Origin of the sequence: Pantoea sp. alder81 (assembly GCF_020179835.1) — a bacterium.
Classification (GTDB): domain Bacteria; phylum Pseudomonadota; class Gammaproteobacteria; order Enterobacterales; family Enterobacteriaceae; genus Pantoea.
The window spans coordinates 458,044-483,327 of sequence record NZ_JAIUDA010000002.1 but is presented as its reverse complement, the minus strand read 5'-3'; the positions used below and the strand labels follow the sequence as shown (position 1 = coordinate 483,327).

24 protein-coding genes and 1 other annotated feature are annotated in these 25,284 nt (G+C 55.3%); of the genes, 13 read left to right on the top strand and 11 right to left on the bottom strand.

All coding sequences use genetic code 11. From position 1 onward, the window contains the following. From hisC to hisL, 4 genes are all read right to left on the bottom strand, one after another. Nucleotides 1-1,065: a histidinol-phosphate transaminase gene (gene hisC, locus LBW88_RS07200; protein WP_224931352.1), complete on the bottom strand. Its 1,065-nt coding sequence runs from the start codon at nt 1,063-1,065 to the stop codon at nt 1-3. After that, nucleotides 1,062-2,369, bottom strand: coding sequence for a histidinol dehydrogenase (gene hisD, locus LBW88_RS07195; RefSeq protein ID WP_224931353.1), 1,308 nt, complete (start codon nt 2,367-2,369; stop codon nt 1,062-1,064). The genes hisC and hisD overlap by 4 nt, the downstream gene beginning before the upstream one ends. Before the next feature lie 4 nt (nt 2,370-2,373). Then, nucleotides 2,374-3,273 (bottom strand): ATP phosphoribosyltransferase, encoded by a 900-nt coding sequence (hisG, locus tag LBW88_RS07190; protein ID WP_224931355.1) that lies wholly within the window; start codon nt 3,271-3,273, stop codon nt 2,374-2,376. Between the two features lie 54 nt (nt 3,274-3,327). Further along, nucleotides 3,328-3,449: a sequence feature (His leader region), on the bottom strand. Further along, nucleotides 3,425-3,472 carry a his operon leader peptide gene (hisL, locus tag LBW88_RS07185; RefSeq protein WP_100396937.1) on the bottom strand — a complete coding sequence of 16 codons (48 nt, stop codon included), beginning with the start codon at nt 3,470-3,472 and terminating at the stop codon, nt 3,425-3,427. Its footprint overlaps the feature before it by 25 nt. A gap of 179 nt (nt 3,473-3,651) precedes the next feature. Here hisL and LBW88_RS07180 point away from each other — a divergent pair, with 179 nt between their 5' ends. Further along, nucleotides 3,652-4,479 carry an SDR family oxidoreductase gene (locus LBW88_RS07180; protein WP_224931357.1) on the top strand — a complete coding sequence of 276 codons (828 nt, stop codon included), beginning with the start codon at nt 3,652-3,654 and terminating at the stop codon, nt 4,477-4,479. A 122-nt stretch (nt 4,480-4,601) separates the two neighbouring features. Here the strand turns inward: LBW88_RS07180 and LBW88_RS07175 are convergent, their stop codons facing one another. From LBW88_RS07175 to puuD, 3 genes are read right to left on the bottom strand one after another with little or no spacing between them, the layout of a single operon-like run. Further along, nucleotides 4,602-5,879 carry an NAD(P)/FAD-dependent oxidoreductase gene (locus LBW88_RS07175; protein ID WP_265112580.1) on the bottom strand — a complete coding sequence of 426 codons (1,278 nt, stop codon included), beginning with the start codon at nt 5,877-5,879 and terminating at the stop codon, nt 4,602-4,604. Nucleotides 5,880-5,903: 24 nt separating this feature from the next. After that, a complete protein-coding gene (puuR, locus tag LBW88_RS07170; protein ID WP_224931361.1) occupies nt 5,904-6,461 on the bottom strand; it encodes an HTH-type transcriptional regulator PuuR in 558 nt (185 codons plus the stop codon). Then, nucleotides 6,458-7,222, bottom strand: coding sequence for a gamma-glutamyl-gamma-aminobutyrate hydrolase (gene puuD / locus LBW88_RS07165; protein WP_224931363.1), 765 nt, complete (start codon nt 7,220-7,222; stop codon nt 6,458-6,460). Before puuD ends, puuR begins: the two co-directional genes overlap by 4 nt. 213 nt (nt 7,223-7,435) lie before the next feature. Here puuD and LBW88_RS07160 point away from each other — a divergent pair, with 213 nt between their 5' ends. Both LBW88_RS07160 and LBW88_RS07155 read left to right on the top strand, forming a co-directional pair. After that, a complete protein-coding gene (locus LBW88_RS07160; protein ID WP_224931365.1) occupies nt 7,436-8,851 on the top strand; it encodes a glutamine synthetase family protein in 1,416 nt (471 codons plus the stop codon). A 357-nt stretch (nt 8,852-9,208) separates the two neighbouring features. Beyond that, nucleotides 9,209-10,564: an APC family permease gene (locus tag LBW88_RS07155; RefSeq protein WP_224931367.1), complete on the top strand. Its 1,356-nt coding sequence runs from the start codon at nt 9,209-9,211 to the stop codon at nt 10,562-10,564. 93 nt (nt 10,565-10,657) lie between these two features. Here LBW88_RS07155 and ygbI read toward each other — a convergent pair whose 3' ends face one another. Continuing rightward, on the bottom strand, nt 10,658-11,419 hold the full coding sequence (gene ygbI / locus LBW88_RS07150) for a DNA-binding transcriptional repressor YgbI (RefSeq protein WP_224931369.1): 762 nt from the start codon (nt 11,417-11,419) through the stop codon (nt 10,658-10,660). 259 nt (nt 11,420-11,678) lie between these two features. Here ygbI and ltnD point away from each other — a divergent pair, with 259 nt between their 5' ends. The 5 genes from ltnD to LBW88_RS07125 all read left to right on the top strand — a co-directional run bounded on the left by ltnD (nt 11,679) and on the right by LBW88_RS07125 (nt 16,838). Then, complete coding sequence (gene ltnD / locus LBW88_RS07145) at nt 11,679-12,587, top strand: L-threonate dehydrogenase (RefSeq protein ID WP_224931371.1); 909 nt, start codon at nt 11,679-11,681, stop codon at nt 12,585-12,587. 2 nt (nt 12,588-12,589) lie between these two features. Next, on the top strand, nt 12,590-13,849 hold the full coding sequence (gene otnK / locus LBW88_RS07140; RefSeq protein WP_224931372.1) for a 3-oxo-tetronate kinase: 1,260 nt from the start codon (nt 12,590-12,592) through the stop codon (nt 13,847-13,849). Next, the gene (locus LBW88_RS07135) at nt 13,846-14,472 is read left to right on the top strand and encodes an aldolase (RefSeq protein ID WP_058972504.1); all 627 of its coding nucleotides are present in this window, start codon (nt 13,846-13,848) and stop codon (nt 14,470-14,472) included. The genes otnK and LBW88_RS07135 overlap by 4 nt, the downstream gene beginning before the upstream one ends. Continuing rightward, nucleotides 14,472-15,251: an HPr family phosphocarrier protein gene (locus LBW88_RS07130; RefSeq protein ID WP_224931374.1), complete on the top strand. Its 780-nt coding sequence runs from the start codon at nt 14,472-14,474 to the stop codon at nt 15,249-15,251. The genes LBW88_RS07135 and LBW88_RS07130 overlap by 1 nt, the downstream gene beginning before the upstream one ends. A gap of 234 nt (nt 15,252-15,485) precedes the next feature. Next, nucleotides 15,486-16,838, top strand: coding sequence for a GntP family transporter (locus LBW88_RS07125; RefSeq protein ID WP_224931376.1), 1,353 nt, complete (start codon nt 15,486-15,488; stop codon nt 16,836-16,838). A 235-nt stretch (nt 16,839-17,073) separates the two neighbouring features. On the opposite strand, the gene sbcB is transcribed toward LBW88_RS07125, so the two are convergent. Continuing rightward, entirely contained in the window at nt 17,074-18,495 is a 1,422-nt protein-coding gene (gene sbcB, locus LBW88_RS07120; protein ID WP_224931377.1) for an exodeoxyribonuclease I, read from the bottom strand. A gap of 201 nt (nt 18,496-18,696) precedes the next feature. Here sbcB and dacD point away from each other — a divergent pair, with 201 nt between their 5' ends. From dacD to tmaR, 4 genes are all read left to right on the top strand, one after another. Further along, complete coding sequence (gene dacD, locus LBW88_RS07115) at nt 18,697-19,863, top strand: serine-type D-Ala-D-Ala carboxypeptidase DacD (RefSeq protein ID WP_224931379.1); 1,167 nt, start codon at nt 18,697-18,699, stop codon at nt 19,861-19,863. 84 nt (nt 19,864-19,947) lie between these two features. Beyond that, the gene (locus LBW88_RS07110) at nt 19,948-20,412 is read left to right on the top strand and encodes a GyrI-like domain-containing protein (protein WP_224931381.1); all 465 of its coding nucleotides are present in this window, start codon (nt 19,948-19,950) and stop codon (nt 20,410-20,412) included. A 159-nt stretch (nt 20,413-20,571) separates the two neighbouring features. Beyond that, nucleotides 20,572-21,630, top strand: coding sequence for an FUSC family protein (locus LBW88_RS07105; RefSeq protein ID WP_224931383.1), 1,059 nt, complete (start codon nt 20,572-20,574; stop codon nt 21,628-21,630). Nucleotides 21,631-21,791: 161 nt separating this feature from the next. Continuing rightward, entirely contained in the window at nt 21,792-22,112 is a 321-nt protein-coding gene (gene tmaR / locus LBW88_RS07100; RefSeq protein ID WP_034824689.1) for a PTS system regulator TmaR, read from the top strand. A gap of 55 nt (nt 22,113-22,167) precedes the next feature. On the opposite strand, the gene LBW88_RS07095 is transcribed toward tmaR, so the two are convergent. Continuing rightward, entirely contained in the window at nt 22,168-23,235 is a 1,068-nt protein-coding gene (locus LBW88_RS07095; RefSeq protein WP_224931385.1) for a LacI family DNA-binding transcriptional regulator, read from the bottom strand. 99 nt (nt 23,236-23,334) lie between these two features. On the opposite strand from LBW88_RS07095, the gene LBW88_RS07090 reads away from it, so the two are divergent. Further along, nucleotides 23,335-24,105 (top strand): YdcF family protein, encoded by a 771-nt coding sequence (locus tag LBW88_RS07090; RefSeq protein WP_224931387.1) that lies wholly within the window; start codon nt 23,335-23,337, stop codon nt 24,103-24,105. Nucleotides 24,106-24,210: 105 nt separating this feature from the next. Here LBW88_RS07090 and LBW88_RS07085 read toward each other — a convergent pair whose 3' ends face one another. Next, nucleotides 24,211-25,122, bottom strand: coding sequence for a ketopantoate reductase family protein (locus LBW88_RS07085; RefSeq protein ID WP_224931389.1), 912 nt, complete (start codon nt 25,120-25,122; stop codon nt 24,211-24,213). Nucleotides 25,123-25,284: the final 162 nt, after the last annotated feature.

The window sequence follows — 25,284 nt, the reverse complement described above, 5'->3', positions numbered from 1 at the left end:
TTACTCCACTGATAAGGCTTGCAGCGCGGCGATCAGGCGCTCGCACTCTTCACGGGTGCCAATAGAGATGCGCAGGCATCCCGCAAGGCCGGGGTTTTTATTTTGGTCGCGCAGAATAATGCCTTGATCCCACAACGTTTTAAATACTTTTGGTGAATCAGTGAAGCGCGCCAGAATGTAGTTGGTTTCGCTCGGGAACACCTGCTGCACCACGCTCAGCTGCGGCAGTTGTTCAAACAGCCACGCGCGATTGGCGTTGAGTTCGGCCACGTGCTGACGCATCAGCGCAATGCCTTGCTCGCTCAGGGCTTGTCCTGCTACATCGGCAACCGGCGTAGCCAGCGGGTAAGGGGCGATCACTTTCATTAGCAGATCGATGACTGGCTTGTTGGCCAGCGTGAAACCACAGCGCAGGCCCGCCAGCGCAAAGGCTTTCGACAAGGTGCGCAGGATCACCAGATGTGGATACTCTTGCAACCAGCCGGCCAGCGTCGCTTCCGGGCAGAACTCAATATAAGCTTCATCGGCGACCAGCAGCGCTTTACCGGCCGTTATCTCCAGCAGCTTACGAATATCGTCTTGATTGATCAGGTTACCGGTCGGGTTGTTCGGGCTGCACATGTAAACGACTTTCACGCCGTCTAACTGCTCAGCAATCGCTGGCAGATTTAGCTGCCAGTCCCCCAGTGCTGCCACAGTGCGATACTCAATGCCGATGGTTTCCGCGCTGACGCTGTACATGCCGTAAGTGGGCGGGCAGAACAAAATCGCGTCTTTACCTGGCTCGCAGAAGGCGCGCATTAACAGTTCGATACCTTCATCGGCGCCACGGCTGACAATCACTTGCTCTGGCGTCAAACCGGCATAAGCCGCATAACGCTCAATCACAATTTTCGGCTGGCATTCCGGATAGCGGTTCAGCGTCTGCTGAGACAGCTCAAACGGCACCGGCAGCGGGAACTCGTTGGCGTTTAGCCATACATCACCATTACCACCCAGACGACGCGCCGATTGATAGGGCGTCAACGCGCGCACGTTGGCGCGGGCTAAATCTTCAATGCTCATGCTTGCTCCTTCAGCGCGGCAACACGCAGGGTAACGGCGTTTTTGTGAGCTTCCAGCTGCTCAGCAGCCGCTAAAGTTTCAATAGTGGCGGCCAGATTAAGGAAGCCTTGCGGCGTCAGCTCTTGCACCGTCATGCGCTTCTGGAAATCGGCCAGTCCCAGACTAGAACAGGTCGAGGTATAACCGTAAGTCGGTAAGACGTGGTTAGTGCCGGAAGCGTAATCGCCCGCTGATTCAGGTGACCAGTCGCCCAGGAAAACCGAACCGGCGCTGGTGATCGCGTCCACCAGATCGCGCGGCTGGCGCGTCTGAATAATCAGGTGCTCTGGGCCATACAGGTTGGAGATTTCCACGCACTGTGCCAAATCGCGTAACACAATCAGACGGCTACTCTCCAGTGCCTGACGCGCGGTGGCCGCACGTGGCAGTTGTGCCAACTGCTCTTCCACTGCGAGCGCCACGCCTTCTGCCAGTTTCAGCGAAGGCGTCAGTAAGATCACCTGTGAATCCGGGCCGTGTTCCGCTTGTGATAACAGGTCTGAAGCCACGAACGCTGGCGTGGCGCCTTCATCAGCAATCACCAGCACTTCTGATGGGCCTGCAGGCATATCGATTGCTGCACCATCTAAGCGCTGGCTGACCTGACGTTTCGCTTCGGTCACATAGGCGTTGCCTGGGCCAAAAATTTTGTCCACTTTTGGCACGGTTTCGGTACCGAAGGCCAGTGAGGCAATCGCTTGCGCACCGCCGACCTGAAACACCTCTTTAACGCCGCACAATTGCGCCGCGTACAGAATCTCATCCGCAATCGGCGGAGGAGAACACAGCACCACACGACCACAACCGGCAATACGTGCTGGGGTTGCCAGCATCAGCACCGTGGAGAACAGCGGGGCGGAGCCGCCAGGAATATACAGCCCAACAGATTGCACCGGACGGGTAATCTGCTGGCAGCGCACGCCAGGCTGCGTCTCGATATCTACCGCGGGCAAAATCTGCGCATTGTGGAAAGTTTCGATATTCCCCACGGCCACTGCCATCGCCTGCTTCAGCGTATCGCTCAAACGATCGCTGGCAGCTTGCATCTCTTCAGGCGTGACGCGCAGGTTTTCCACCTGTGCTTTGTCGAAGCGCGCGCTGAATTCACGCAGCGCGTCATCGCCTTCTTCCTTTACTTTCGCCAGCACGTCGCGCACCACTTCACTGATGCTCGCCGAGGCAGAAATCGCCGGGCGCATCAGCAGCGCTTGCTGCTGCTGTTCATCGCACTGTTGCCAGTCAATTGGGGTCATGATTGTGCTCATGCTGTTACTCCAACATTTTTTCGATTGGCAGTACGAGGATCGAGCTGGCACCCAGCGCTTTCAGTTTTTCCATGGTTTCCCAGAACAGGGTTTCGCTGCTCACCATGTGCATCGCCACGCGGCTGACATCACCTGCCAATGGCAGTACGGTTGGGCGCTCAGCACCTGGCAGCAGAGCAATCACTTCTTCCAGACGCTCGCTTGGCGCGTGCAGCATGATGTACTTGGACTCACGCGCTTTGATCACGCCCTGAATACGCGTCATCATTTTGTCGATCAGTTCTTGTTTCGCCGCTGGCAGCTCGCCATCGCGCTGAATCAGCACCGCTTTGGAGCGGTAGATGACTTCCACTTCACGCAGGCCGTTGGCTTCGAGAGTGGCACCGGTTGAGACCAGGTCACAGATGGCATCAGCCAGACCTGCACGCGGCGCCACTTCGACAGAACCGTTCAGCAGGCAAGATTTGAAGGCAACGCCTTGCTTATCGAGGTATTTCTTCAGCAGGTGCGGATAAGAGGTAGCGATACGTGAGTTCTGCAGGCATTGCACGCCGGTGTATTCCGCATCCACTGGCATCGCCAGCGACAGGCGGCAACCGCCGAAATCGAGACGACGCAGGGTGAAGTAACGCGGGTCTTCGCCTTGTGCGCGGCGGTCCAGCAGCTCTTCTTCCAGCACGTTTTCACCGACGATGCCGAGATCCACCACGCCATCCATCACCAGGCCAGGGATATCGTCATCGCGCACACGCAGGATATCGATAGGCATGTTCTCCGCAAACGCAATCAGACGCTGCTGCTGAAGGTTGATTTTGATACCGCAGCGGGCCAGCAATTCGCGTGATTCATCACTTAAACGGCCAGATTTCTGCATAGCTATGCGAATACGGGTGTTATCTAACATGGTTCCTGTCCTCTTATTCAATCCTGTCTGAACTCAGTTGGGTTGCGTTCGCCCATAAAAAAACCCCCGGAAGATGATCTTCCGGGGGCTCTCTTTGCGTTCGCACCACTGGAAGATCCTAATCGTCTCCCAGCACACATCGCCTGAAAGACTAGTCAGGATGATGGTGATGATGGTGGTTGAACTGAACGCGTGTCATAGTAAATTCCGTTGCTGAATGAGTATTCATTTGCGTGCTGATTAACCTAACGAAGATGACGGCGATTGGCAACCCTTTTTTAACGTCAGTTCTCGGAACCTTCCGCAACAGTTTGCGCTGGTTTGCCACAACCGCTGGGACTAAGATGGAGTGTCTTAGCGCGTAAAGCAGGAGTCGGTATGAAAAAAGTCGCGATTGTAGGTCTGGGATGGCTGGGTATGCCGCTGGCGATGGCGTTAACGGCACGCGGCTGGCAGGTCACCGGCAGCAAAACCTCTCCCGATGGTGTTGATGCCGCACGTCGCTGCGGTATTGAGGCGTTCCAACTGGTGCTTACTCCGGAAATTGAGTGTGAAGCGAATGAATTAGCCACGTTGATGGCCGTGGACGCGCTGGTGGTGACTTTGCCCGCCAGCCGCACTGTGCAAGGCGGCGAAGACTATATGCAAGCGGTACAAAACGTGGTGGATACCGCACTGGCGCATAAAGTCCCGCGCATCATCTTCACCAGTTCATCATCGGTGTACGGTACCGGTTCGGGCGTGATGAAAGAGAGCAGCGCGCTGCAGCCGGAGAGCGTGGCGGGTAAAACGCTGGTGGAGCTGGAAAACTGGCTGCACGATTTGCCGGGCACCAGCGTGGATATTGTGCGTTTGGCTGGACTGGTTGGGCCAAATCGCCATCCGGGACGATTCCTTGCCGGGAAAACCGGGCTGGATAACGGCGGTCATGCGGTAAATCTGGTGCATCTTGATGATGTGGTGGATGCGATAGTGCTATTGCTGCAAACGCCGAAAGGTGGACGCGTGTATAACTTGTGTGCGTCTAAACATCCCGCGCGTGATGATTTTTATCCGTTTGTCTCGAAGCAGTTGGGGCTGGTGGCACCGACGTTTGCGGCTGAACCTGAGCGAGAGGCAGGGAAGGTGGTAGATGGGTCGAAGATCTGTAATGAGTTGGGATTTGAGTACAGCTACGATGACCCGATGAAGATGCCGCTGGAGTGAGCATTTATTTCTGGTGCGTATTTATGCGCTCGCTAAATTTCCTGGTGCGCATAAATGCGCACCCTACGAAGACCGCAAATCACACCTGTAGGGTCGCCATTCATGGCGACCTGGTAAGATAATCAAACCCCCAACCGATCCCTCAACGCATACCACACCGCGCCCATCGCCGTCAGCGGCACTTTAAACCGTCTCCCACCCGGAAACGGCAGGTGCGGCAATTTCGCAAAGGCATCAAACCGTTCCGCCTGCCCACGTAGCACCTCGGCAATCAACCTTCCCGATAAATGCGTACAGGTCACACCATGCCCGCTATCCCCCTGCATAAAGAACGCATTTTTCTCGATCTGCCCAAACTGCGGCATACGTGACAGCGTTAGCAGGAAGTTACCACTCCAGCGATGGCTGAATTTCACATCCTTCAACTGGGGAAAGGTGCGCAGCAGCTTCGGCCTAATCAATGCTTCAATGTCATCTGGTTCACGTGCGCCATACACCACACCACCGCCGTACAGCAGGCGGTTATCGGCGGTGAGACGGAAGTAATCCAGCAGGTAATTACAATCTTCGACGCAGTGATTATTCGGCAGCAGCCCTAACGCCTGATCGCGGCTCAGCGGTTCGGTGGTAATGATTTGCGAGCCGCACGGCATGCTTTTGCGACTCAGGCGCGGCTCCAGTTGTGAGGGGAGGTAAGCATTACCCGCAAAAATCACAAAGGTGGCGGTCACCTCGCCTTTGGCGGTTTTAACCCGATGCGGTTCGCCGTACTTCACTTCCAGCGCCGCGGATTGTTCATAGATGCGCCCGCCGTGACGACGAATCGCCTCCGCTTCACCCAGCGCCAGGTTTAACGGATGCAGATGTCCGCCGCGCTTATCCAGCAAGCCGCCGACGTAGCGATCGGTCGCCACTTCGCGACGAATCGCGCGCTCATCCAGTAGCTCCAGATTATGGTTACCATAGCGCTCCCAGTTGGCTTTCTGGCTGCGCAAGTGGCCCATCTGGCGCTGATTCAACGCCGCAAAAATGCCGCCGGGCCGGTAATCGCAGGCGATGGCATAACGATCAATGCGATCGCGAATAATCTCCGCGCCCTCAAACATCATATTACCCAGCATCTTCGCCACGTCTTTGCCGTAGCGCTGTTCAATCACATCCACATCACGGCTATAAGAATTCACCACCTGACCGCCGTTACGACCACTGGCACCAAAGCCAATCCTGGCCGCTTCCAGCAGCACCACGTCGTAACCCGCTTCGGTCAAAAACAGTGCGGAGGAGAGACCGGTAAATCCGCCGCCGATAATACAGACATCACACTGCACCGATTCCTGCAGTTCGGGCCATGGCTCATGCGCATTAGCAGTTGCTGCGTAATAACTTCCCACATGTTGCATCACATCCTCCTTAAGCGCGTGAACTCAGAAATTGGCTGGCGTGTGCGCACTGATAATGCGACACGGCAGCTCAGACATATTGGTAAAACTGTGTGGCAAACCGGTATCGATCACATAGCTCTCGCCACAATAGAGGTGATAGCTCTGGCCGTTCACCACAAGCGTGATTTCTCCTTCCAGCACCGTACCGGTCTCTTCACCGGGATGACGCAGCTTCTCACCGGTGCTGGAACCCGGTTCGTAACGTTCAATCAGCATTGCCAGCGCGCGTTTGTCTGCACCGTTATCCACCATGCGCAGCGATACGCCGAGACTACCGATCTCCACGCACTCGTCCGGCCGTACGATGACGCGCGGCGTGCTGTTGACCTTCGGTTCGGAGAAAAACTCAGACAGCGACAGGCCATACACCTTCAGCAGTTTCTGCAGGGTACTCAGCGCCGGGCTGACTTTGTCCTGTTCAATGGTGCTGATGGCACTGTGGGTGAGGCCTGACAACTCAGCGACGCGACGCTGAGACAATCCCATCTCCTGCCGGATCTGCGATAAACGTCGTCCGGGCGCCAGAGTGGCATCATTCATGGATGTTTTCCCTCGTGATAATGGAGAGCCGCGTGGATAAAGGCCGCAAACAGGCGTTGCGAAACCGGGTCTTGATCGGAGTGCCACTCCGGATGCCATTGCACCGCGAGTGCAAACGGATGCTGGCGCAAACTCACCGCTTCAATCAGCCCATCCGGCGCACGCGCTTCAATGCGCAGTTGCGGGCCAGGTTCACGAATGCCTTGTCCATGCAGAGAATTGACCGCAAAGGACTGCGCGCTGCCCAGCACCTGGCTCAACAAGCCTTCCGCTTCGGGCTGAACCTCGTGCACTGGCGCATATTGCTGATCGAGCGGCAACGTATCATCTTCACGATGCTCCTGAAAAAGATGCGTCATATGCAGTTGGCGATACAGGGATCCACCGTTGGCCACCACCAATTCCTGCAAGCCCCGGCAGATGCCAAATATCGGCATCTTTTTACCAATCGCATGAGTGATGATGCCGAAGGCGAGGCGGTCGCGGGCCGGATCGGCATGCTCTTCTTTACCTTCTTCGCCGTAATGCCAGGGTTCGATATTGCTCGGGCTGCCGGTGAGGAGAAATCCGTCCAGCAGCGTCATACTGTTTTCTAATAGATGAGGGGCGTGCATCAGTTGATGTGGCAAAGGCAAGGGCACGCCACCGGCAAGCACGATGGCATCGAGATACTTATTGTGAACCGTCTGTCCAGGATGGCTGCCGATGTGGTTCTGACACATCACTACGCCAATCAAGGGTTTGTCAAAAATAATGCCCATAACGTCTCCGCGTTGCTGTTCAATATTTTCACCGTTTTTGCGTATCCGGCCTGAAAAGTGTGCAATATATTGTCAATCTAGCAACCGCTTGTTCGTTCTTTCAACAGGTTTGTTACATTTGCACACTTTTTGCGTTAGGGCTATGTTAGAAGAGTGGCTGTTATTTTGAGCATTACGCGAGCCAATACTAAACGGTAAAGGGCGGGTGGGAACATGACGAACCTCGTAGAAGTAGAAGACTTCACGCGGCACAGTGAAGAGAAACGAACAAGCGCGTTCCAGCTGGAGGTCAAAACCTGGCTGGAACGCCATCCTGAAACGCAGTATGTCGATATTCTTCTTAATGATTTAAATGGGGTCTTTCGCGGTAAGCGCATTCCCATCTCTGCATTGGCAAAACTGGAAAAAGGCTGTTACTTCCCGGCCTCGGTTTTCGCCATGGATATCCTCGGTAATACCGTCGAAGAAGCCGGGCTCGGACAGTCTCTCGGTGAACCCGACAACCTTTGCATCCCGGTTCCCGGCACCTTAATTCCCTCTGCCGCCGATCCTGAACGTATCGCGCAACTCCTGCTCACCATGTGTAACCAAGATGGCACTCCCTTTGACGTTGAACCCCGTAATGTCCTCAATCGGCTGTGGCAGCAACTGCGCAATCGAGGGCTATTCCCGGTGGTAGCGGTAGAGCTGGAGTTCTATCTGGTGGATAAAAAGCGCGATGCAGAAGGTTATATTCAGCCACCGTGCGCGCCGGGCAGTGACGAACGTAACATGCAAAGTCAGGTTTATTCGGTGGATAATCTCGATCATTTTGCCGACGTTCTGCGTGAAATCGACGATCTAGCTAAACAGCAGGGTATTCCCGCTGATGGTGCGCTGGCAGAAGCTTCGCCGGGCCAGTTTGAAATCAACCTGCATCATACCCGTGATGTTTTGAAAGCCTGCGACCATGCGATTTTGTTGAAACGTCTGGTGCGTCAGGTGGCCGAAAATCACGGCATGACCGCGACCTTTATGGCGAAACCTTATGAGGAGTACGCGGGTAGTGGGATGCATGTGCACATCAGCATGCTGGACGCGGCCGATCATAACGCTTTTTCACTCGACGACGGCAGCGACTCACCGCTGTTGAAACGCGCGCTCGCCGGGATGATTGACTTGATGCCGGCATCGATGGCGTTACTGGCACCGAACGTCAATGCCTATCGCCGCTTCCTGCCGGAAGCTTACGTGCCGCTCCAGGCTTCATGGGGACACAACAATCGTACGGTGGCCTTACGTATTCCTTGTGGGGATGTGGATAACCATCGCGTGGAGTATCGTGTAGCCGGTGCGGACGCAAATCCTTACCTGGTCGTGTCAACAATTCTTGCCGGTATTTTGCACGGTCTGGATAATCAGCTACCTTTACCGCATGCGGTGCAGGGCAATGGCCATGAGGCGGAAGGGCTGGCATTACCGGTGCGACAGAGCGATGCGCTGTACGAATTCGAGAATAGCTATCCTCTGCAAAAACTGTTGGGCGAGCATTTCAGCGGCGTGTGGCACAGCTGCAAACAGAACGAGTTAATGCAGTTTGAACGGCTTATCACCGCCACGGAGATTGACTGGATGCTGAAGAACGCCTGATAACGAAGAGAATGATTGCAACGTCTTGTGTCCAGGGAATAAGTTGGGCAGAATACGCGGCCTGCAAAATATGAAACTAACCGACGTCGACCACGTCGGTTATTTTTTTGCAGATTGAAGTACACACACAAATTACCGAGGCCGGACACGCATCCGGATAGATAGATACTGACAACACGCGTTGTGCGTGAGATTTGAGGAAAACAAAGATGGGGCTGTTTACAATTGCACCAGCGCAAGCTGGTTCTCGCTTTCGTGATGACTACGGCGCGACGACAATCGCAAACACTAATATCACTTCTCACTGCAGCACTTTGCGCAGTATCCCGCAGATCACCTCTGTTGGGGGCCTGAACAATGTCGCTTAACACCTCTGCACCACAGCGTGCACACCTGAAAAAATCCCTGACCTTGATTCCGGTTGTCATGATGGGCCTGGCGTATATGCAGCCAATGACCCTGTTTGATACTTTCGGTATCGTCTCTGGATTGACCGACGGCCACGTCGCCACCGCTTATGCTTTCGCGCTGATCGCGATACTGTTTACTGCCGTGAGCTACGGCAAGCTGGTACGCCGCTTCCCATCTGCGGGCTCCGCTTACACCTATGCTCAGAAGGCTATCAGTCCGCACGTCGGCTTTATGGTGGGCTGGTCATCACTGCTGGACTATCTGTTCATGCCGATGATCAACATCCTGCTGGCGAAAAGCTACTTTGAGACGCTGGTGCCGGGCATTCCATCGTGGATTTTCGTGGTGTTGCTGGTGGCCTTTATGACCATCTCTAACCTCCGTGGTATCAAAACCGTTGCCAACTTCAACAGTGTGATCGTCGTGCTGCAGGTTGTGGTGATGATAGTGATTACCGGTATGGTGGTTTACGGTGTGGCGCACGGTGTTGGCGCAGGAACATTGACCAGCAGCAAGCCTTTCTGGTCTGAGAATGCCCATGTGGTGCCGATGATTACCGGTGCAACAATACTTTGCTTCTCGTTCCTTGGCTTTGATGGGATTAGCTCCCTGTCGGAAGAGACCAAAGATGCAGAACGTACCATCCCGCGCGCGATTTTCCTGACCGCGCTGATCGGTGGTGTGATCTTTATCGGTGTGTCTTACTTCCTGCAGCTGTATTTCCCGGACATCTCGCGCTTCCAAAATCCGGACTCTTCACAGCCTGAAATCATGCTGTTCGTGGCAGGTAAAGCCCTGCAGATCGGCATCCTGATTTTCTCTGTGGTCACCGTACTGGCTTCCGGTATGGCAGCACACGCGGGCGTTTCCCGTCTGATGTATGTGATGGGCCGTGATGGTGTGTTCCCGCAGCGCTTTTTTGGCTTCGTGCATCCGAAATATCGCACGCCGTCACTGAACGTGCTGTTGGTGGGTGGTGTGGCACTGCTGGCGATTAACTTCGACCTGGTCACTGCGACCGCACTGATCAACTTCGGTGCGCTGGTGGCATTCACCTTCGTGAACCTGTCGGTGATTGCGCAGTTCTGGATCCGTGAAAAGCGTAACAAGACGCTGAAAGATCACCTCAACTATCTGGTGTTGCCAGTGTTGGGTGCGCTGACAGTGGGCGCTCTGTGGATCAACCTGGAAGAGACCTCGATGGTGCTCGGCCTGGTGTGGGCAGCGATTGGTATTATTTACCTGGCGTTTGTTACCCGCACGTTCCGCAATCCGGTTCCGCAGTTCAGCGAAGAAGTGTAATTTTCGGTGCGCATTATGCGCAGCGGATAAAGACTTCGTGTCGTACGCAAAAGGTCGCCATGTTGGCGACCTTTTGCTTTTAGACCTGCAAACTCAACCCGCCAGCACCAACTCCCAACTCCCCGCACTCAGCGCCTCACGTCCCGCTTTACTCAGTTCCGTATCAGTAATCAACGTATCAAAGCGCTCCAGCGGTAACGCCAGATGCGTGGCAATCTTGTTGTATTTCGAGCTGTCGCTCAGCAGCACGCGTTTACTGCTGACATCGCTGGCCGCTAGTTTCACCGGCACCTTATCTTCATCCGGCGTAAACAAGCCGCGTGGCCCCCAGCAGGAGGCGGAAATAAAGGCGATATCAATCGCCAGCATGCGCAGACTTCTGGCCGCTGATTCGCCCACGCTGGAACGATTCTCGCGACACACGGTACCGCCAGTGTGGATTAACTTGCAGCCACTGCTTTCCATCAATAAACGGGCGATCACGAAATCGTTCGTCACCACTAATAAATCTTCACGCTCGACCAGCTCGCGAGCCAGCGCCAGCGTGGTGGTGCCTGCATCGATGTAAATACAGCTGTTGCGCGGAATATGGCGCGCGGCAAACTGGCCAATCGCCATCTTTTCACTGCTGTACATGCTGGTTTTCGCCAGATGCGACGGCTCAGCGGCCAGACGATCTGCTGAGCGTACGCCGCCCGATACCGACAGTACGGCACCTTGCTCCTCCAGCTTTTGCACATCACGACGAATGGTCATGTGCGAGACACCCAAACGCTCGGTAAGCTCGGCAATGCTCACCACGCCGCGTTCAGCAACCAGCGCTAAAATTTGTTGATGACGTTCTACCGGAATCACATCGCTCTCCCTGAATTACCAATTTTTCACATTGTAAGGCATCAATTCACAGCCTGCAGCACAATTTATCCTGAGCGATTGTGAGTGTATATCCCTTTAGAATGGGCGTTCCAGCAGAAATACAGTCGTGTGAATCAATGTTATCTGCTGTGCAGGTAAGTTAATTTATGTGATTTACCGCACGTTTCTCCGCCAGTAACTGCGGCAGAATTAACACCATTGAACAAAATATCACTTAAATTAACAACGGAGGTGTGCTGTGTCAGCAACCGTGAATAACATTGGCGTCATTGGTTTGGGTTCCATGGGCATGGGCGCAGCGCAGTCCTGTATTCGCGCTGGATTGAACACCTGGGGCGTTGATTTAAATCCGCAAGCGCTAGAAACCCTGCGTCAGGCTGGCGCGCGTGATGCACAGTCTTCAGCTGCAAGCTTTGCCTCAGAATTAGATGCCGTACTGCTTCTGGTGGTTAACGCCGCGCAGGTCAAAGCGATTCTGTTTGGCGAAACCGGTCTGGCTGCGCAGCTGAAACCTGGCACCGTGGTGATGGTTTCTTCCACCATTTCTTCACAAGATGCGCAGGCGATTGAACAGCAACTGGCACAACATCAACTGCTGATGCTGGATGCGCCAGTCTCAGGCGGTGCAGCTAAAGCGGCCGTCGGCGAGATGACGGTGATGGCATCTGGTAGCGACGAAGCCTTTGCGCTGCTGAAGCCGGTGCTGGATGCGGTGGCCGCTAAAGTGTATCGCGTGGGCAGTGAAATTGGCCTCGGTTCAACCGTCAAAATCATCCACCAGCTGTTGGCGGGCGTGCACATTGCGGTGGGCGCAGAAGCGATGGCGCTGGCCGCGCGTGCAGGCATTCCACTCGATACCATGTATGACGTGGTGACCAACGCCGCCGGTAACTCGTGGATGTTCGAGAACCGCATGCGTCATGTGGTGGACGGTGACTACTCACCGAAATCCGCCGTCGATATCTTCGTGAAAGATCTCAACCTGGTGGCAGACACCGCCAAATCGCTGCATTTCCCACTGCCGCTGGCCTCCACCGCACTCAACATGTTCACCGAAGCGAGTAATGCCGGCCACGGTCGTGAAGATGACAGCGCAGTCATCAAGATTTTCAGCGGCATCACGCTGCCAGAGTCAAAGGAGAAGTAACCATGCGTTTAGGCGTGATTGCAGACGACTTTACCGGTGCAACGGACATTGCCAGCTTCCTGGTGCAAAACGGTCTGCCCACTATCCAGTTCAACGGCGTGCCGGAAAGTCATGACGATGTGAGCGCGCAGGCGATTGTTATCAGCCTGAAGTCACGCTCTTGCCCGGCACAGCAGGCAATTGATCAGTCACTGTCGGCGCTGGCGTGGCTGCAACAGCAGGGCTGCGATCGTTTTTACTTTAAGTATTGCTCCACCTTCGACAGCACCGAGCACGGCAATATCGGCCCAGTGACGGATGCACTGCTGGCCGCGCTGGGCGAAACGCAAACGGTGATCTCTCCGTCGCTGCCGGTGAACGGTCGTACCGTGTATCAGGGCTATCTGTTTGTTGCCGATCAGCTGCTGTCTGAATCGGGCATGCGCCATCATCCGGTGACGCCAATGACCGACAGCAATCTGGTGCGCCTGATGACGCGCCAGGCAAAAGGGCAGGCGGCGGTGATCAATGCTGCTCAGCTGGATAAAGGCGTGGCAGCGGTGCGTGAGCAGCTAGCCGTGTTGAAAACGCAGGGCATCAACTATGTGGTGCTGGATGCGCTCAACGAACAGCATCTGCTGACCCAGGGCGAAGCGCTTAAAGAGACGGTGCTGGTGACCGGCGGTTCCGGCCTGGCAATTGGTATTGCGCGCGCCTGGGCTACCCAGCAACAGAACAGTGATGCCGAGCAAGCCGGACGTCCACAGGGCGAACGTGCGGTGGTGATTTCTGGCTCTTGCTCGCAGATGACCAACCGTCAGGTACAAGCTTATCGCCAGCAGGCGCCTTCGCACGAAGTGTTGGTTGAGCGCTGCCTCGACGATGCGGAAGGTTACGCGCAGGAACTGTGCGATTGGGTTGTCGCGAATAACCAGCAACCGCTGGCACCGCTACTGTTTGCCACTGCCGATGCCCAGCAACTGCAGGCGATTCAGCAGCAATATGGCGCGGCACGCAGCAGCGAAGCGGTTGAGCACTTGTTTGCCGCCGTTACCTGTGAGCTGAAATCACGCGGCTGGCAGCGCTTTATCGTCGCCGGCGGTGAGACTTCTGGCGTGGTCGCACAAAGCCTGGGTGTCACGGCGTTCCACATCGGCCCGATGATTTCTCCTGGCGTGCCGTGGGTGCGCGACATCCATCAGCCACTGTCGCTGGCCCTGAAGTCGGGCAACTTTGGCGACGAACAATTCTTTGCCCGCGCACAAACGGAGTTTTCAGCATGACCGAACAACAAGCACGCGAAGAGATGGTGCAACTTGGCGCCTCCTTTTTCCAGCGCGGTTACGCCACCGGCTCAGCAGGCAATCTTTCACTGTTGCTGGAAGACGGCAACCTGCTGGCGACACCTACTGGTTCTTGCCTCGGTGAACTGCAGGCCGATCGCCTGTCAAAAGTGACGATGCAGGGCGAGTGGATTTCGGGTGACAAGCCTTCGAAAGAAGTGGCGTTTCACCGTGCGCTCTATTTGAACAATCCCGCCTGCAAAGCGGTGGTGCACCTGCACAGCCACTATCTGACGGCGCTTTCCTGCCTCAACGATCTCGACAGCGAAAACTGCATTCGCCCGTTCACGCCTTATGTGGTGATGCGCGTGGGCGATGTGCCGGTGGTGCCGTATTACAAACCGGGTGACGATCGTCTGGCCGAAGATCTTGCGCAGCTCGCGCCACGTTATAACGCGTTCCTGCTGGCCAATCACGGCCCGGTGGTCGTGGGTAAATCGCTGCGTGAAGCAGCTAATAACACTGAAGAACTGGAAGAGACCGCGCGTCTGATGTTTACGCTCGGCGACCGCTCGATTCGTTATCTGACCGATGATGAAGTCGCGGAATTGAGGAATTACTGATGCCTAAGTTTGCAGCTAATTTATCCACGCAGTTCGGCGAAGTGCCGTTTATTGAACGCTTTGCCGCAGCCGCCAACGCCGGTTTCCGTGCTGTTGAGTTCCTGTTCCCGTATGACTATCCGGCCGAGGTGATCAAAGCCGAGCTGGAGAAACATCAGCTGGAGCTGGTGCTGTTCAATACCGCGGCCGGAAACGTGCAGGCCGGGGAGTGGGGGGTATCTGCGATTCCGGGCCGTGAAGAAGAAGCGCGTGCCGATATCGATCGTGCGCTGGAATATGCGCTGGCGCTGAACTGCCCGCAGGTGCACGTGATGGCGGCAACGGTGCCGAACGGTGCCGATCGTGCCGCTTACGAAGAGACCTTCGTGCGCAATATGCATTATGCCGCTGAGCGTTTTGCCCCGCACGGTATTCGCCTGCTGCTGGAAGCGCTGAACCCGGTAACGAAGCCGAACTATCTCTACTCCAGCCAGTATCAGACGCTGGCGATGATGGAACGTATCGATCGTTCGAACGTGTTCACACAGTTGGATCTGTTCCATGCGCAGTTGGTAGACGGCAACCTCAGCCATCTGATTCGCGAATACGCTGGGCGTTATCGCCATATCCAGATCGCCTCTGCGCCGCATCGTCATGAACCTGATGAAGGCGAGATCAACTATCCGTACCTGTTCAGCCTGCTGGATGAGGTCGGCTATGACGGTTGGGTTGGCTGCGAGTACTTCCCACGCGGTCGTACCGAAGCGGGCCTCGGCTGGTTCGCGCCTTACGCGAAATAACCTTTGTTGTACCGCCCAGCACAGTGCGTTGCGCCCTGTGCGGGTGAAGTCTTACCTGAATTCATAAAACATTAAAAATATACCCAAGTACCCCCTAAATAATTCGAGCTGCAGGAAGGCGGCAAGTGGGTGAGTCCCCGGAAGCTTACATCAGTAAGTGACTGGGGCGAATCCACGTAGCCAACGCACCTGTAGCTTGAAGTATGACGGGGGGAATAGAATTAGAGGTTTATCATGTCAACCGCGTTGCTGTTAGCTATCGCTACTGCCAGCATTGTCATACTGCTGCTGCTGGTGATAAAAGCCAAAGTTCATCCGTTTGTTGCTCTGCTGATTGTCAGTCTGATCGTCGCCATCAGTACCGGTATCCCGGCTGATAAGATTATGGAAACCATCTTTAGCGGCATGGGCAACCTGCTGGGTCATATCACCATTATCATCGTGCTGGGGGCGATGCTCGGCGCAGTGATTGAAGCCTCAGGCGGTGCCGAATCGCTGGCGCAGCGCTTCAGTAAGTCGCTCGGTATCAAACGTACCGTCGCCGCGCTGACCATGGCAGCGTTTATCCTCGGTATTCCGGTGTTCTTTGAAGTCGGCTTTATCATTGTGATTCCGCTGATCTACGGCTTTACCAAAGTCGCGCGCGTCTCACCGCTGAAGTTTGGTTTGCCGATGGCAGGCGTGATGTTGACCGTGCACGTAGCATTGCCGACGCACCCAGGCGCGGCAGCCGCGGCCGGTATTCTGCATACCGATATGGGCTGGTTAATGATGCTCGGCATCCTGATCTCCATTCCGGTTGGCATTGTCGGTTACTACGTGGCAAAAGCGATGAACCTGCGTCAATACCACCTTTCCGTGGATGTGCTTGAGCAGTTACAGCTGGCAAAACCGGAAGGCACGCCAAAAAGCGAAGTGCCACCACCGGGGGCAATGACCATCGCGGGCCTGATTGTGGTGCCGATTGTGTTGATCGTGCTGGGTACGCTGGCGCACACCATGCTGGCGGAAGGCAGCATTCTGCGTAACGTGATGACGGTGATTGGTAACCCGCCGATTGCGCTGCTGATTGCGCTGGCGCTGGCGGCATGGTTGCTGGGCGTGCGTCGCGGCTGGAGCAAAGAGAAACTGGAAGATCTGACCGGTCGCGCGATTCCAAGCTCTGCCAGCGTGATTCTGGTGGCGGGTGCTGGGGGTGCGTTCGGTAAAGTGCTGGTGGAATCGGGCGTGGGTAAAGCGCTGGCGGTCACGCTAGAAACTCTGCATCTGCCCTTGGTGCCAGCCGCCTTTATTCTGTCACTGGCGCTGCGTGCATCCCAGGGTTCGGCTACGGTGGCGATTCTGACCACCAGCGGCCTGTTGAGCCAGGCGGTAGGCGATGTGACCGATATGCAGCGCGTGCTGGTAACTTTGGCAGCGTGCTTCGGTGGATTGGGCTTGTCACACGTTAACGATGCCGGCTTCTGGGTGGTGACGCGCTATCTGGGGCTTTCAGTGGCCGATGGCCTGAAAACCTGGACCGTGCTGACCACCTTGATGGGCTTGAGCGGCTTTGCGCTCACCTGGATGGTGTGGGAATTGATTTAAGGATAAACCGGTCGCCATAAATGGCGACACTACGAAATCCACTCGTATGGCGCACATTTATGTGCGCCTTCACCCCAAATACCTATCAAACGACCAGGAATCTTAGAGTACGCATTAAGGTACAAACCGGGCACATGGGTAACACGTCACAGCGGGCATCGTAGGGTGCGCATTTATGCGCACTGGGTCGCAACATACCGCGATTCATATGGCAGAGTTAACGCATGTGGACTGACTAAGACACCAACTCCTGCGCATACAAATACAGTGCTTTCAGCTGTGCCATCTTCTCTGCATTATCCTCATGCAAGCTCGCTAACGACTCCAGCTCTAACAGAAACGCCTGAACGCGATCGGCATTCAGCACTTCGCGGCGATGCTGCAACCAGCGTTGCTGCTCTTGATCATCCAGCGTGCCGGGGAAGTTACGCGCACGATAGCGGAACAGCAGCTTCGCAATACGCTTATCGTCGAAGGTCAAATCCAGTGCCGGTAAATTCTGCGGCGGCGTCTGACGCACAATGTTCATCGCCGCGCGATCGGCATCGCTGAAGAAACCATCATACAGCTGTGCATCCACATCTTCCGAAGGCTTAAACGGCTCGGCCTCAGCAAACAGCGTCACCGCTTTTTCGCGCACTTCAGCGTGCTGACGCAGCAGTGCCAGGTTTGCCAGACAGCGCTGACGGTCAATATTCAGACGCTCAGCATCTTCCGGACGCAAAGTATTCGCCGGCGCCAGCACCGGGCACTTATTAATGTGCACCAGCTTGATCGGCACTGCCGCGCGATCGCCCAGCTCACTCTGTTTGGTGTACAACCGCTCGCGCAGTTCATCCGCATCCAGATCCAGCAGGGGCTGCATATCGCCCGCCAGATCCACCACAATCAGCGCATTGCGATTATCCGGATGCCACGCCACTGGCACTACCCAGCTGGTGTTGCCGCGCGCCGCACCGAACATACCGGAGACGTGCACCAGCGGCTTCATCTGCGGGATATCAATCAGGTGCATCAGCTTCTGCTTATTGCGATGGGTGAACAGAAACTCGAACAGCTTCGGCTGCTTTTCTTTCACCAGTTTGGCCATCGCCAGCGTCGCATACACATCGGACATCGCATCGTGCGCCTGTTCGTGCGCCACGCCGTTGGCTTTGGTGAGATGCTCCAGCTTAAAGCTCGGGAAGCCATCATCATTTTCCGGCCAGACAATGCCTTCCGGGCGCAGGGCATAGCATGCGCGCATCACATCCAGCAGATCCCAGCGCGAATTGCCGTTCTGCCAGCTCCAGCCGTAAGGATCGAAGAAGTTGCGATAGAAGATATTGCGCGTCACTTCATCGTCGAAGCGCACATTGTTGTAACCGATGACACAGGTTTGCGGCTCGGTAAACAGGCCATGAATACGTTCAGCAAACGCTGTTTCTGTCACGCCGCGCGCTTTAGCCACCTGAGGCGTGATGCCGGTGATCATCACGGCTTCCGGCTGCGGCAGATAGTCATCAGCGGGCTGGCAGTAAAACACCTGCGGTTCACCTACGGCGTTGAAATCTTTATCGGTGCGCAGCCCGGCAAACTGCGCCGGACGGTCCAGCGAAGGACTTTTACCGAAGGTCTCATAATCGTGAAACAAAAAGGTGAACTCAGAGGCGGGCACGGCGGTATCCTGGCTGTAGAAAATCAAGGCACAGAATAGTCGCCCGCCGGGTGGAGCACAACCTTGATTACCGCTGCTGCGGGCAGGCGCGCAGCATTTGTCCGCAGTTCATACTTTTTTTCAATTTATTCAACTATCCAGACGCTAATTGCCGTAAAACGTGCGGCGGTAAATTCATTTTTTGATTTTGAGGAAGAAGTGTTGAAAAGGCGTCTGCTGGTAACTGTATCTGGAATGATTGTTTGGGCATCACTGGCGCACGCTGACGACAGCATGCCATTCCCAATGACGCCTCCGCCGATTGATGCGGCCTCATGGGTGCTGATGGACGCCACCACGGGCCAGATCCTCACCGCAGGTAATCCTGATGAAGAGCGTAACCCAGCGAGTCTTACCAAGCTGATGACCGGCTATGTGGTCGATCGCGCGGTCGATCAGAAAAAAATCACCCGCGATGACTACGTTACCGTAGGCAAAGATGCCTGGGCAGCGGGGAATCCGGTGTTCAAAGGCTCCTCGCTGATGTTCCTCAAACCGGGTGATAAAGTCACGGTGCGTGATCTGATGCGTGGCGTGATCATTGATTCCGGCAACGACGCCTGCGTGGCGTTAGCGGACTACGTGGCAGGCAGCCAGGACAGCTTCGTCAATATGATGAACAACTACGTACAGAAGCTTGGCCTGACGCACACCCACTTTGAAACCGTGCACGGCCTGGATGCGCCGGGTCAGCACACCACCGCGCGCGATTTGGCGGTGCTGTCGCGCGCCATCATCAGCGGTGAGCAGGACTTCTATGCCATGTACGCCGAGAAAACCCTGAGCTGGAACGGCATCACGCAAAATAACCGTAACGGTTTGTTATGGGATCAAAACCTTCACGTTGATGGCATGAAAACAGGCCATACTGAATCAGCAGGCTTCAATATCATCGCGTCGAATGTGGTGGGTCGCCATCGCCTGATTGCGGTGATCATGGGCGGCAAGAGTTCGAAAGGGCGTGAAGAGCAGGCGCGTAAACTGCTGGTGTGGGGTCAGAACAACTTCGATACCGTGCAGCTGTTCCATGCGGGTAAGAAAATCGGCACCGAGAACGTCTGGTACGGCAATCCGCATAAAGTGGATGTCGGCACCACCCAGGATATTTATCTGTCGCTGCCGCGTACCGAAGTGTCAAACGTGATGGCGAAGTATGTGATTGAGCGTAAAGACCTGGAAGCGCCGTTGAAAGCGGGTGAGCAGGTGGGTGAAATCCAGGTAATGGACAAAGACAAGCAGCTGGCGAGCTATCCGCTATATGCCCTACAAGGCGTGGATAAAGCCGGCATCATCACGCGTATCAGTGACTACGTAAAACTGAAACTGTAATCCGCAGCGGATGGCATGGCCGCTCTTGCCGATATCAAGGGAGCGGCCAGAATGGGCTTTCTGCTGCTGAACGGAGGCAAAGGTATGAAAGCATCAATCGTTGAGCGTAATCCTCAAAGCTGGCTGGGCTATCATCTGCAGGGACCCTGGCAAGAGACGGTGCCGCGCGGATTCAACCAGCTGAAAAGCTGGGTCGAACAGCATGGCGTCGAAGGCGAATGGCTCGCCATCTATTATGGCAATCCAGAAGTCATACCGCCGGAAGAGCTGCGCGTTGAAACGGTGATCACTGCGCCTACCGATGCGGTGCCCTCTTATGGCGACGACATCGAACAGGGATTGCTACCCGGTGGGCAATATTTCCATGCGCGCATGGAAGTGATGAATAACGATTTCTTCACTGCCTGGCACAGCCTGTTTGATCATCTCAAGACGAAAACCGACTGGCAGGTGGATAATCGTCCCTGCTTCGAACATTACCTTTCCGACGGCTCTGACAGCGGCGACTGGCTGGTGGACATGTACATTCCGGTACGTGCAGCCGACTAATATCATCAGTGCGTTACTTCGATGTTTCATAAGCGAAAATAAGATGTAGCGCACTTGTTGAATTGCAAAAAAAGAGCGGAAATAGTGCTGTGCAGCACTCAATGTTCGTGTCGCGCCAGGGTAACATAGCGCGCAAATTTTTATCGTTTCCGGACCACCATGTTACGCGCCGACAAACCCATCTCTGCCATTGAGTTCTGGTTCTACCGCCATTATCGCGCTGTGCACGGCGTGCGCATCGCTATCGCCTTTGTGCTCTGTTTTCTGTTTGTGCGTTTGACTGATATTCCGGAAGGCACCTGGCCGCTGATCACGCTGGTGGTGGTAATGGGGCCGATCTCAACCTGGGGCAATGTTTTTCCGCGCGTGATTCAACGCATCAGCGGTACTTTTGCGGGGCTGGCATCGGGATTGATTGCCCTGAAGCTGGAGCTGATTTCGCTGCCAATGATGCTGTCGTGGTGCTTCGTGGTGATGATCATCTGCGGCTACCTGACGCTGGGCAAACATCCTTACATGGCGCTACTGATTGGTATTACCCTCGGCGTGGTGGTGGGGGCTCCGGCTGGTGATTTCACCGTGGCGCTGTGGCGCGGCGGTGATGTGATCCTCGGGTCGATCATGGCGCTGCTGTTCAGTGCGATTCTGGCGCAGCGAGCCTTCACGCACTGGCGCATTCAGCTGTCAGATTCGTTTTTGGCGATGGCGAAACTGCATCACACCGGATTCTCCGCCAACCTGCTGGAAAAACCGCGACTCAATAAGACTTTCCAGAAACAGCTCTCCAGCGTGATCAAAATGCGCGCGCTGTTGGAACCAGCCAGCAAAGAGACGCGTATTCCGAAATCGGTGTTTGAAGCGATTCAGACCATCAACCGTAATATGGTTAACACTATGCAGATGCAAATTGATGCATGGTGGTCATCACGTGAGAGCCACCTGCTGCTGTTGAACGCGCCGACGCTGCGTCGCAGTCAGAAGATGACGGAAGATACCCTGAATGCCCTGGCCACGCTGATGGTGAAAGGGGAGACGGAGCAAGTGATCGCCAACAGTCATGAACTGGAAGAGATCACGCAGGAACTGGAGCAGTTGATGGCCAATCGTAGCGGGCGCTTAGAGACCACGGCGATCTACGGCTACGTATGGCTGAGTCTGGAACAGGCGCGTCAACTGGAGCGTATAACGGACCTGGTACGACTGGCATTGCGCAAATAGTTTTCTCCGGCAATGACTTAATGTGAATCACCCTTTCTTTGCGCTAAGATAAGTGCCAGTCCGAATTTAGCTGTGAAAATTGCTTTCACATTAAGTCAGCCGCTAAGCTGTAGCTCATGACTATTCCGCCTGCCGCGGCAGGCTCAAAGAAAGGTGCCAACATGGAAAATGCCAAGCAATCGTTTCAGGACGTTCTGGAGTTTGTGCGTATGTTTCGTCGTAAAAACAAACTGCAGCGCGAAATCGTGGATAACGAGAAGAAAGTCCGTGATAACCAGAAACGTGTGTTGCTGCTGGACAACCTGAGTGAATACATCAAACCAGGCATGAGCGTTGAAGCGATTCAGGAAATTATTGCGTCAATGCGTGTGGACTATGAAGATCGCGTTGATGAGTACATCATCAAAAACGCTGATCTCTCTAAAGAGCGTCGCGAGCTGTCGAAGAAGTTGAAAGCGATGGGCGAGCCAAAGCCACAGTGATTTTCCAGGTGCGCATCAAAGCGCACCTCACGTTTTCTGCCTATAGAGTCGCCATTTATGGCGACTTTTTTAATGCCCGCGCGAGTGCCTGCAACTGCTGCGCAATCTCCGCCACATCTACACCATTCTGCATCGGCTCTGCCGTGGTCTCACGCAATACCAATTCAGTTTTCAGCGGCATGGGCTGCACCGCTTCCCCCGCTAACTCTGCCAGCAAGCGATCCACGCTTACCGCACCCAACTGCTGCAAATCCTGACGCACGGTGGTGAGCGGCGGCTGATACCACGCGCTTTCGGCGGTATCGTCGTAGCCAATAATCGACATCTCGCCGGGGATCTTCACGCCATGTTGATGCAGTGCACGCATCGCACCGAGTGCCATCTGATCGTTCGCCACCAACAGTGCCTGCGGTAAGCGATCGGGCAACAGCTGCAATAATGCCTGATAGCCGGATGCCGCACTCCAGTCGCCGTGCAGTACGCATATCGGCTGCAGCTGATGCGATGCCAATGCCTGCTGCCATGCGGTAAAGCGTGCCCGCGCCGACGCCGAACTTTCTGGCCCGTTCAGTACGCCAATCTGGCGATGACCCAGCGCGACAAGATGCTCCACCGCCTGCTGCGCACCCGATTCACTCTGATACTGGCATTGGGCGACAGCGGCATGCTGTTCAACATCCAGAAACAGCACAGGCTTGCTGCCGCACTGCTGCTGCACCTGCGCGGCCTGTTCGGCATCCAACGGCAGGTTGATCAGCAGCGCATCCACGCGCTGCGCCAGCAATTCATTCACCGTATCCTGGGCGTTTTCGGTCGCGTTCGCCATGGCGATCACCAGATGATAACCCTGTGCAGCGGCACGTTCATGAATCGCCGAGGCGATCTGCGCGGGCGCCATCAGTGCCAGATCGCTGGTGGCCAGCCCGAGCGTGCGCGTGGCTTTACCGGCCAGCTGTTGTGCCACGCGGTTAGGCACATAGTTAAGCTGCTGCATCGCGGCTTCGACTTTGGCGCGCGTGCGCGGCGAGACCTGCACGGAATGGTTAAGCACACGGGAAACGGTCTGATAGGAAACCCCCGCCAGTTCGGCGACATCATCGAGGGTAACGGAACGCGCTGTCATAAACTCTCCTGAATCTGATAGCGGCGAGTGTAGCAAATTTTTCTCTGCTGTCGCGGAGTTAAGCCGCTACACTGCCAGTGTTAATGCGAGGAGAATGCGATGCAGCTCAATAGCCAACAGATTCAGGATATCAATACGCTTGCGGCCTGGCTGGCGCTTGACCATATGCCGGCGGACGGCACGCTGGAGGTTGATTTGGCGATTCTTGCCGGTCACGCGGTACTGCCGAATGTTGAAGGCGTGATTGCGCTAGCGAAGAAGTATCAACTGCCACTGTTGATCAGCGGCGGTATCGGCCATTCCACAGTGCTACTGGCGGAGATGATCGCTAATCATCCGCTCTATCGTCAGATTCCTACTCAAGGCAAAAGCGAAGCAGAGTTGCTGGGCGACATGGCAAAGATGTTTGCCGCACTGCCAGACGATCAGTTGCTGCTGGAAACCGCCTCACGCAACTGTGGTGAGAATGCCGCCTTCAGTCAAAAACTGCTGGATGAGCAGAAGTGGCAGCCGCAGCATGTGCTGCTGGTGCAGGACCCTCTGATGCAGCGCCGCACCTGGGAAACGTTCCGCCACCAGTGGCGCGACCGTGCCGACGCCCCCGAATTTATCAGCTGGCCGGTGTTCGTCCCGCAGGTGATGATGGATGCTGGCATGCTGCGCATTATCGGCGCGCCGCCGCAGGGATTATGGTCAATGGAGCGTTTTCTCTCACTGCTGATGGGTGAGATTCAGCGCCTGCGCGATGATGAAAACGGCTATGGCCCGCGAGGTAAAGGCTTCCTCGGGCATGTGGATATTCCGGATGAGGTGGAAGCCGGCTGGCAGCGATTGATGCAGCTGCCAGGTGTAAAGTCGCGTCTTGGATAAAACGCGCATAATCCCGTAGCGGCGCAATTTATTGCTCATTAATCAGCGATTTAACCTTTTCAGGTTCGCGCGACAAATCGCGCCGCAACGGTATTAACCCGCGATTTAACGATTCTGCAAATACACCTGCAAATTCACATACACCGCATTCAGCAACGGCGTCACCAGGCCACTGCGTGCACCGCGCACCAGCAGATCGCCAATCACCTGATCCGCCTCAATCTCGTAACCCTGGGTTAAGTCGCGATACATTGAAGATGTCATCGCTACCTGCGGATTATTCAGCGTTTCATAGATCTTCGCTGTTACCGCTGGGCGTTCCTGATAGCCATCTGCTTTTAGCACGGAAAGTACTTCAGCAAAAATCCCCTGCAACAATGCCTCACCACCCTGAGATCGCAACACCTGCTGGGTATTTCCCCGCGCGATGCAGCACACCGCACCCAACGTGCTCAGCAGCAGCCATTTTTCCCACAGCTCGCTGATGATGTTGTCAGCAAAAACGCTGTCGAACTGTGCCACGTTCAGCGTTTCATCGACACGTTGCAGACGTGCATCATTATGCCCATCCAGCGCACCGTAATAGAGAATATGCAGCGGTGTCATCTGCACCACTTCACCTTGTTCACCCAGCGTGGTGTTGATTTTGCACAGGCCGCCTATCACCTTGTCGCCAAAGTGTGCGCGCAGCGTATCGATATGGCGCATGCCGTTAAGGATCGGCATGATCAGCGTTTCTGGCCCGACGGCGGGGGCAATATCCTCAATCGCCTGATCCAGACCAAAGCTTTTCACCGTCAGGATAATCAGATCAAACTGGCCGGTAAGCTTGCCGGTTTGCGCCAGCTGCGGCTGAATCACTTCCGTGCTGCCCGGCGTCTTCAGCACTAAGCCGTTTTGTTGCAGCTGTTGAAAACGGCGCTCGCGCACCAGAAATGTCACATCACGTCCTGCTTGCGCCAGACGTGCACCGAAATACCCGCCGGTGGCACCGGCGCCGACAACCAGAATGCGCATGGTTAGATTTCCCGTTGAGAGTGAAGCCTTACCATAAATCGGGAAGGGCTGAGCTTGCCAGCCCGTAAATGCTGAAACCGTCACAAGATTTTTCCGATGGCTAAAAAAGGCTCAAACTGTTCGTATTTACTCGTACAATAGGTCTATGCTGTTGCGCAGCGG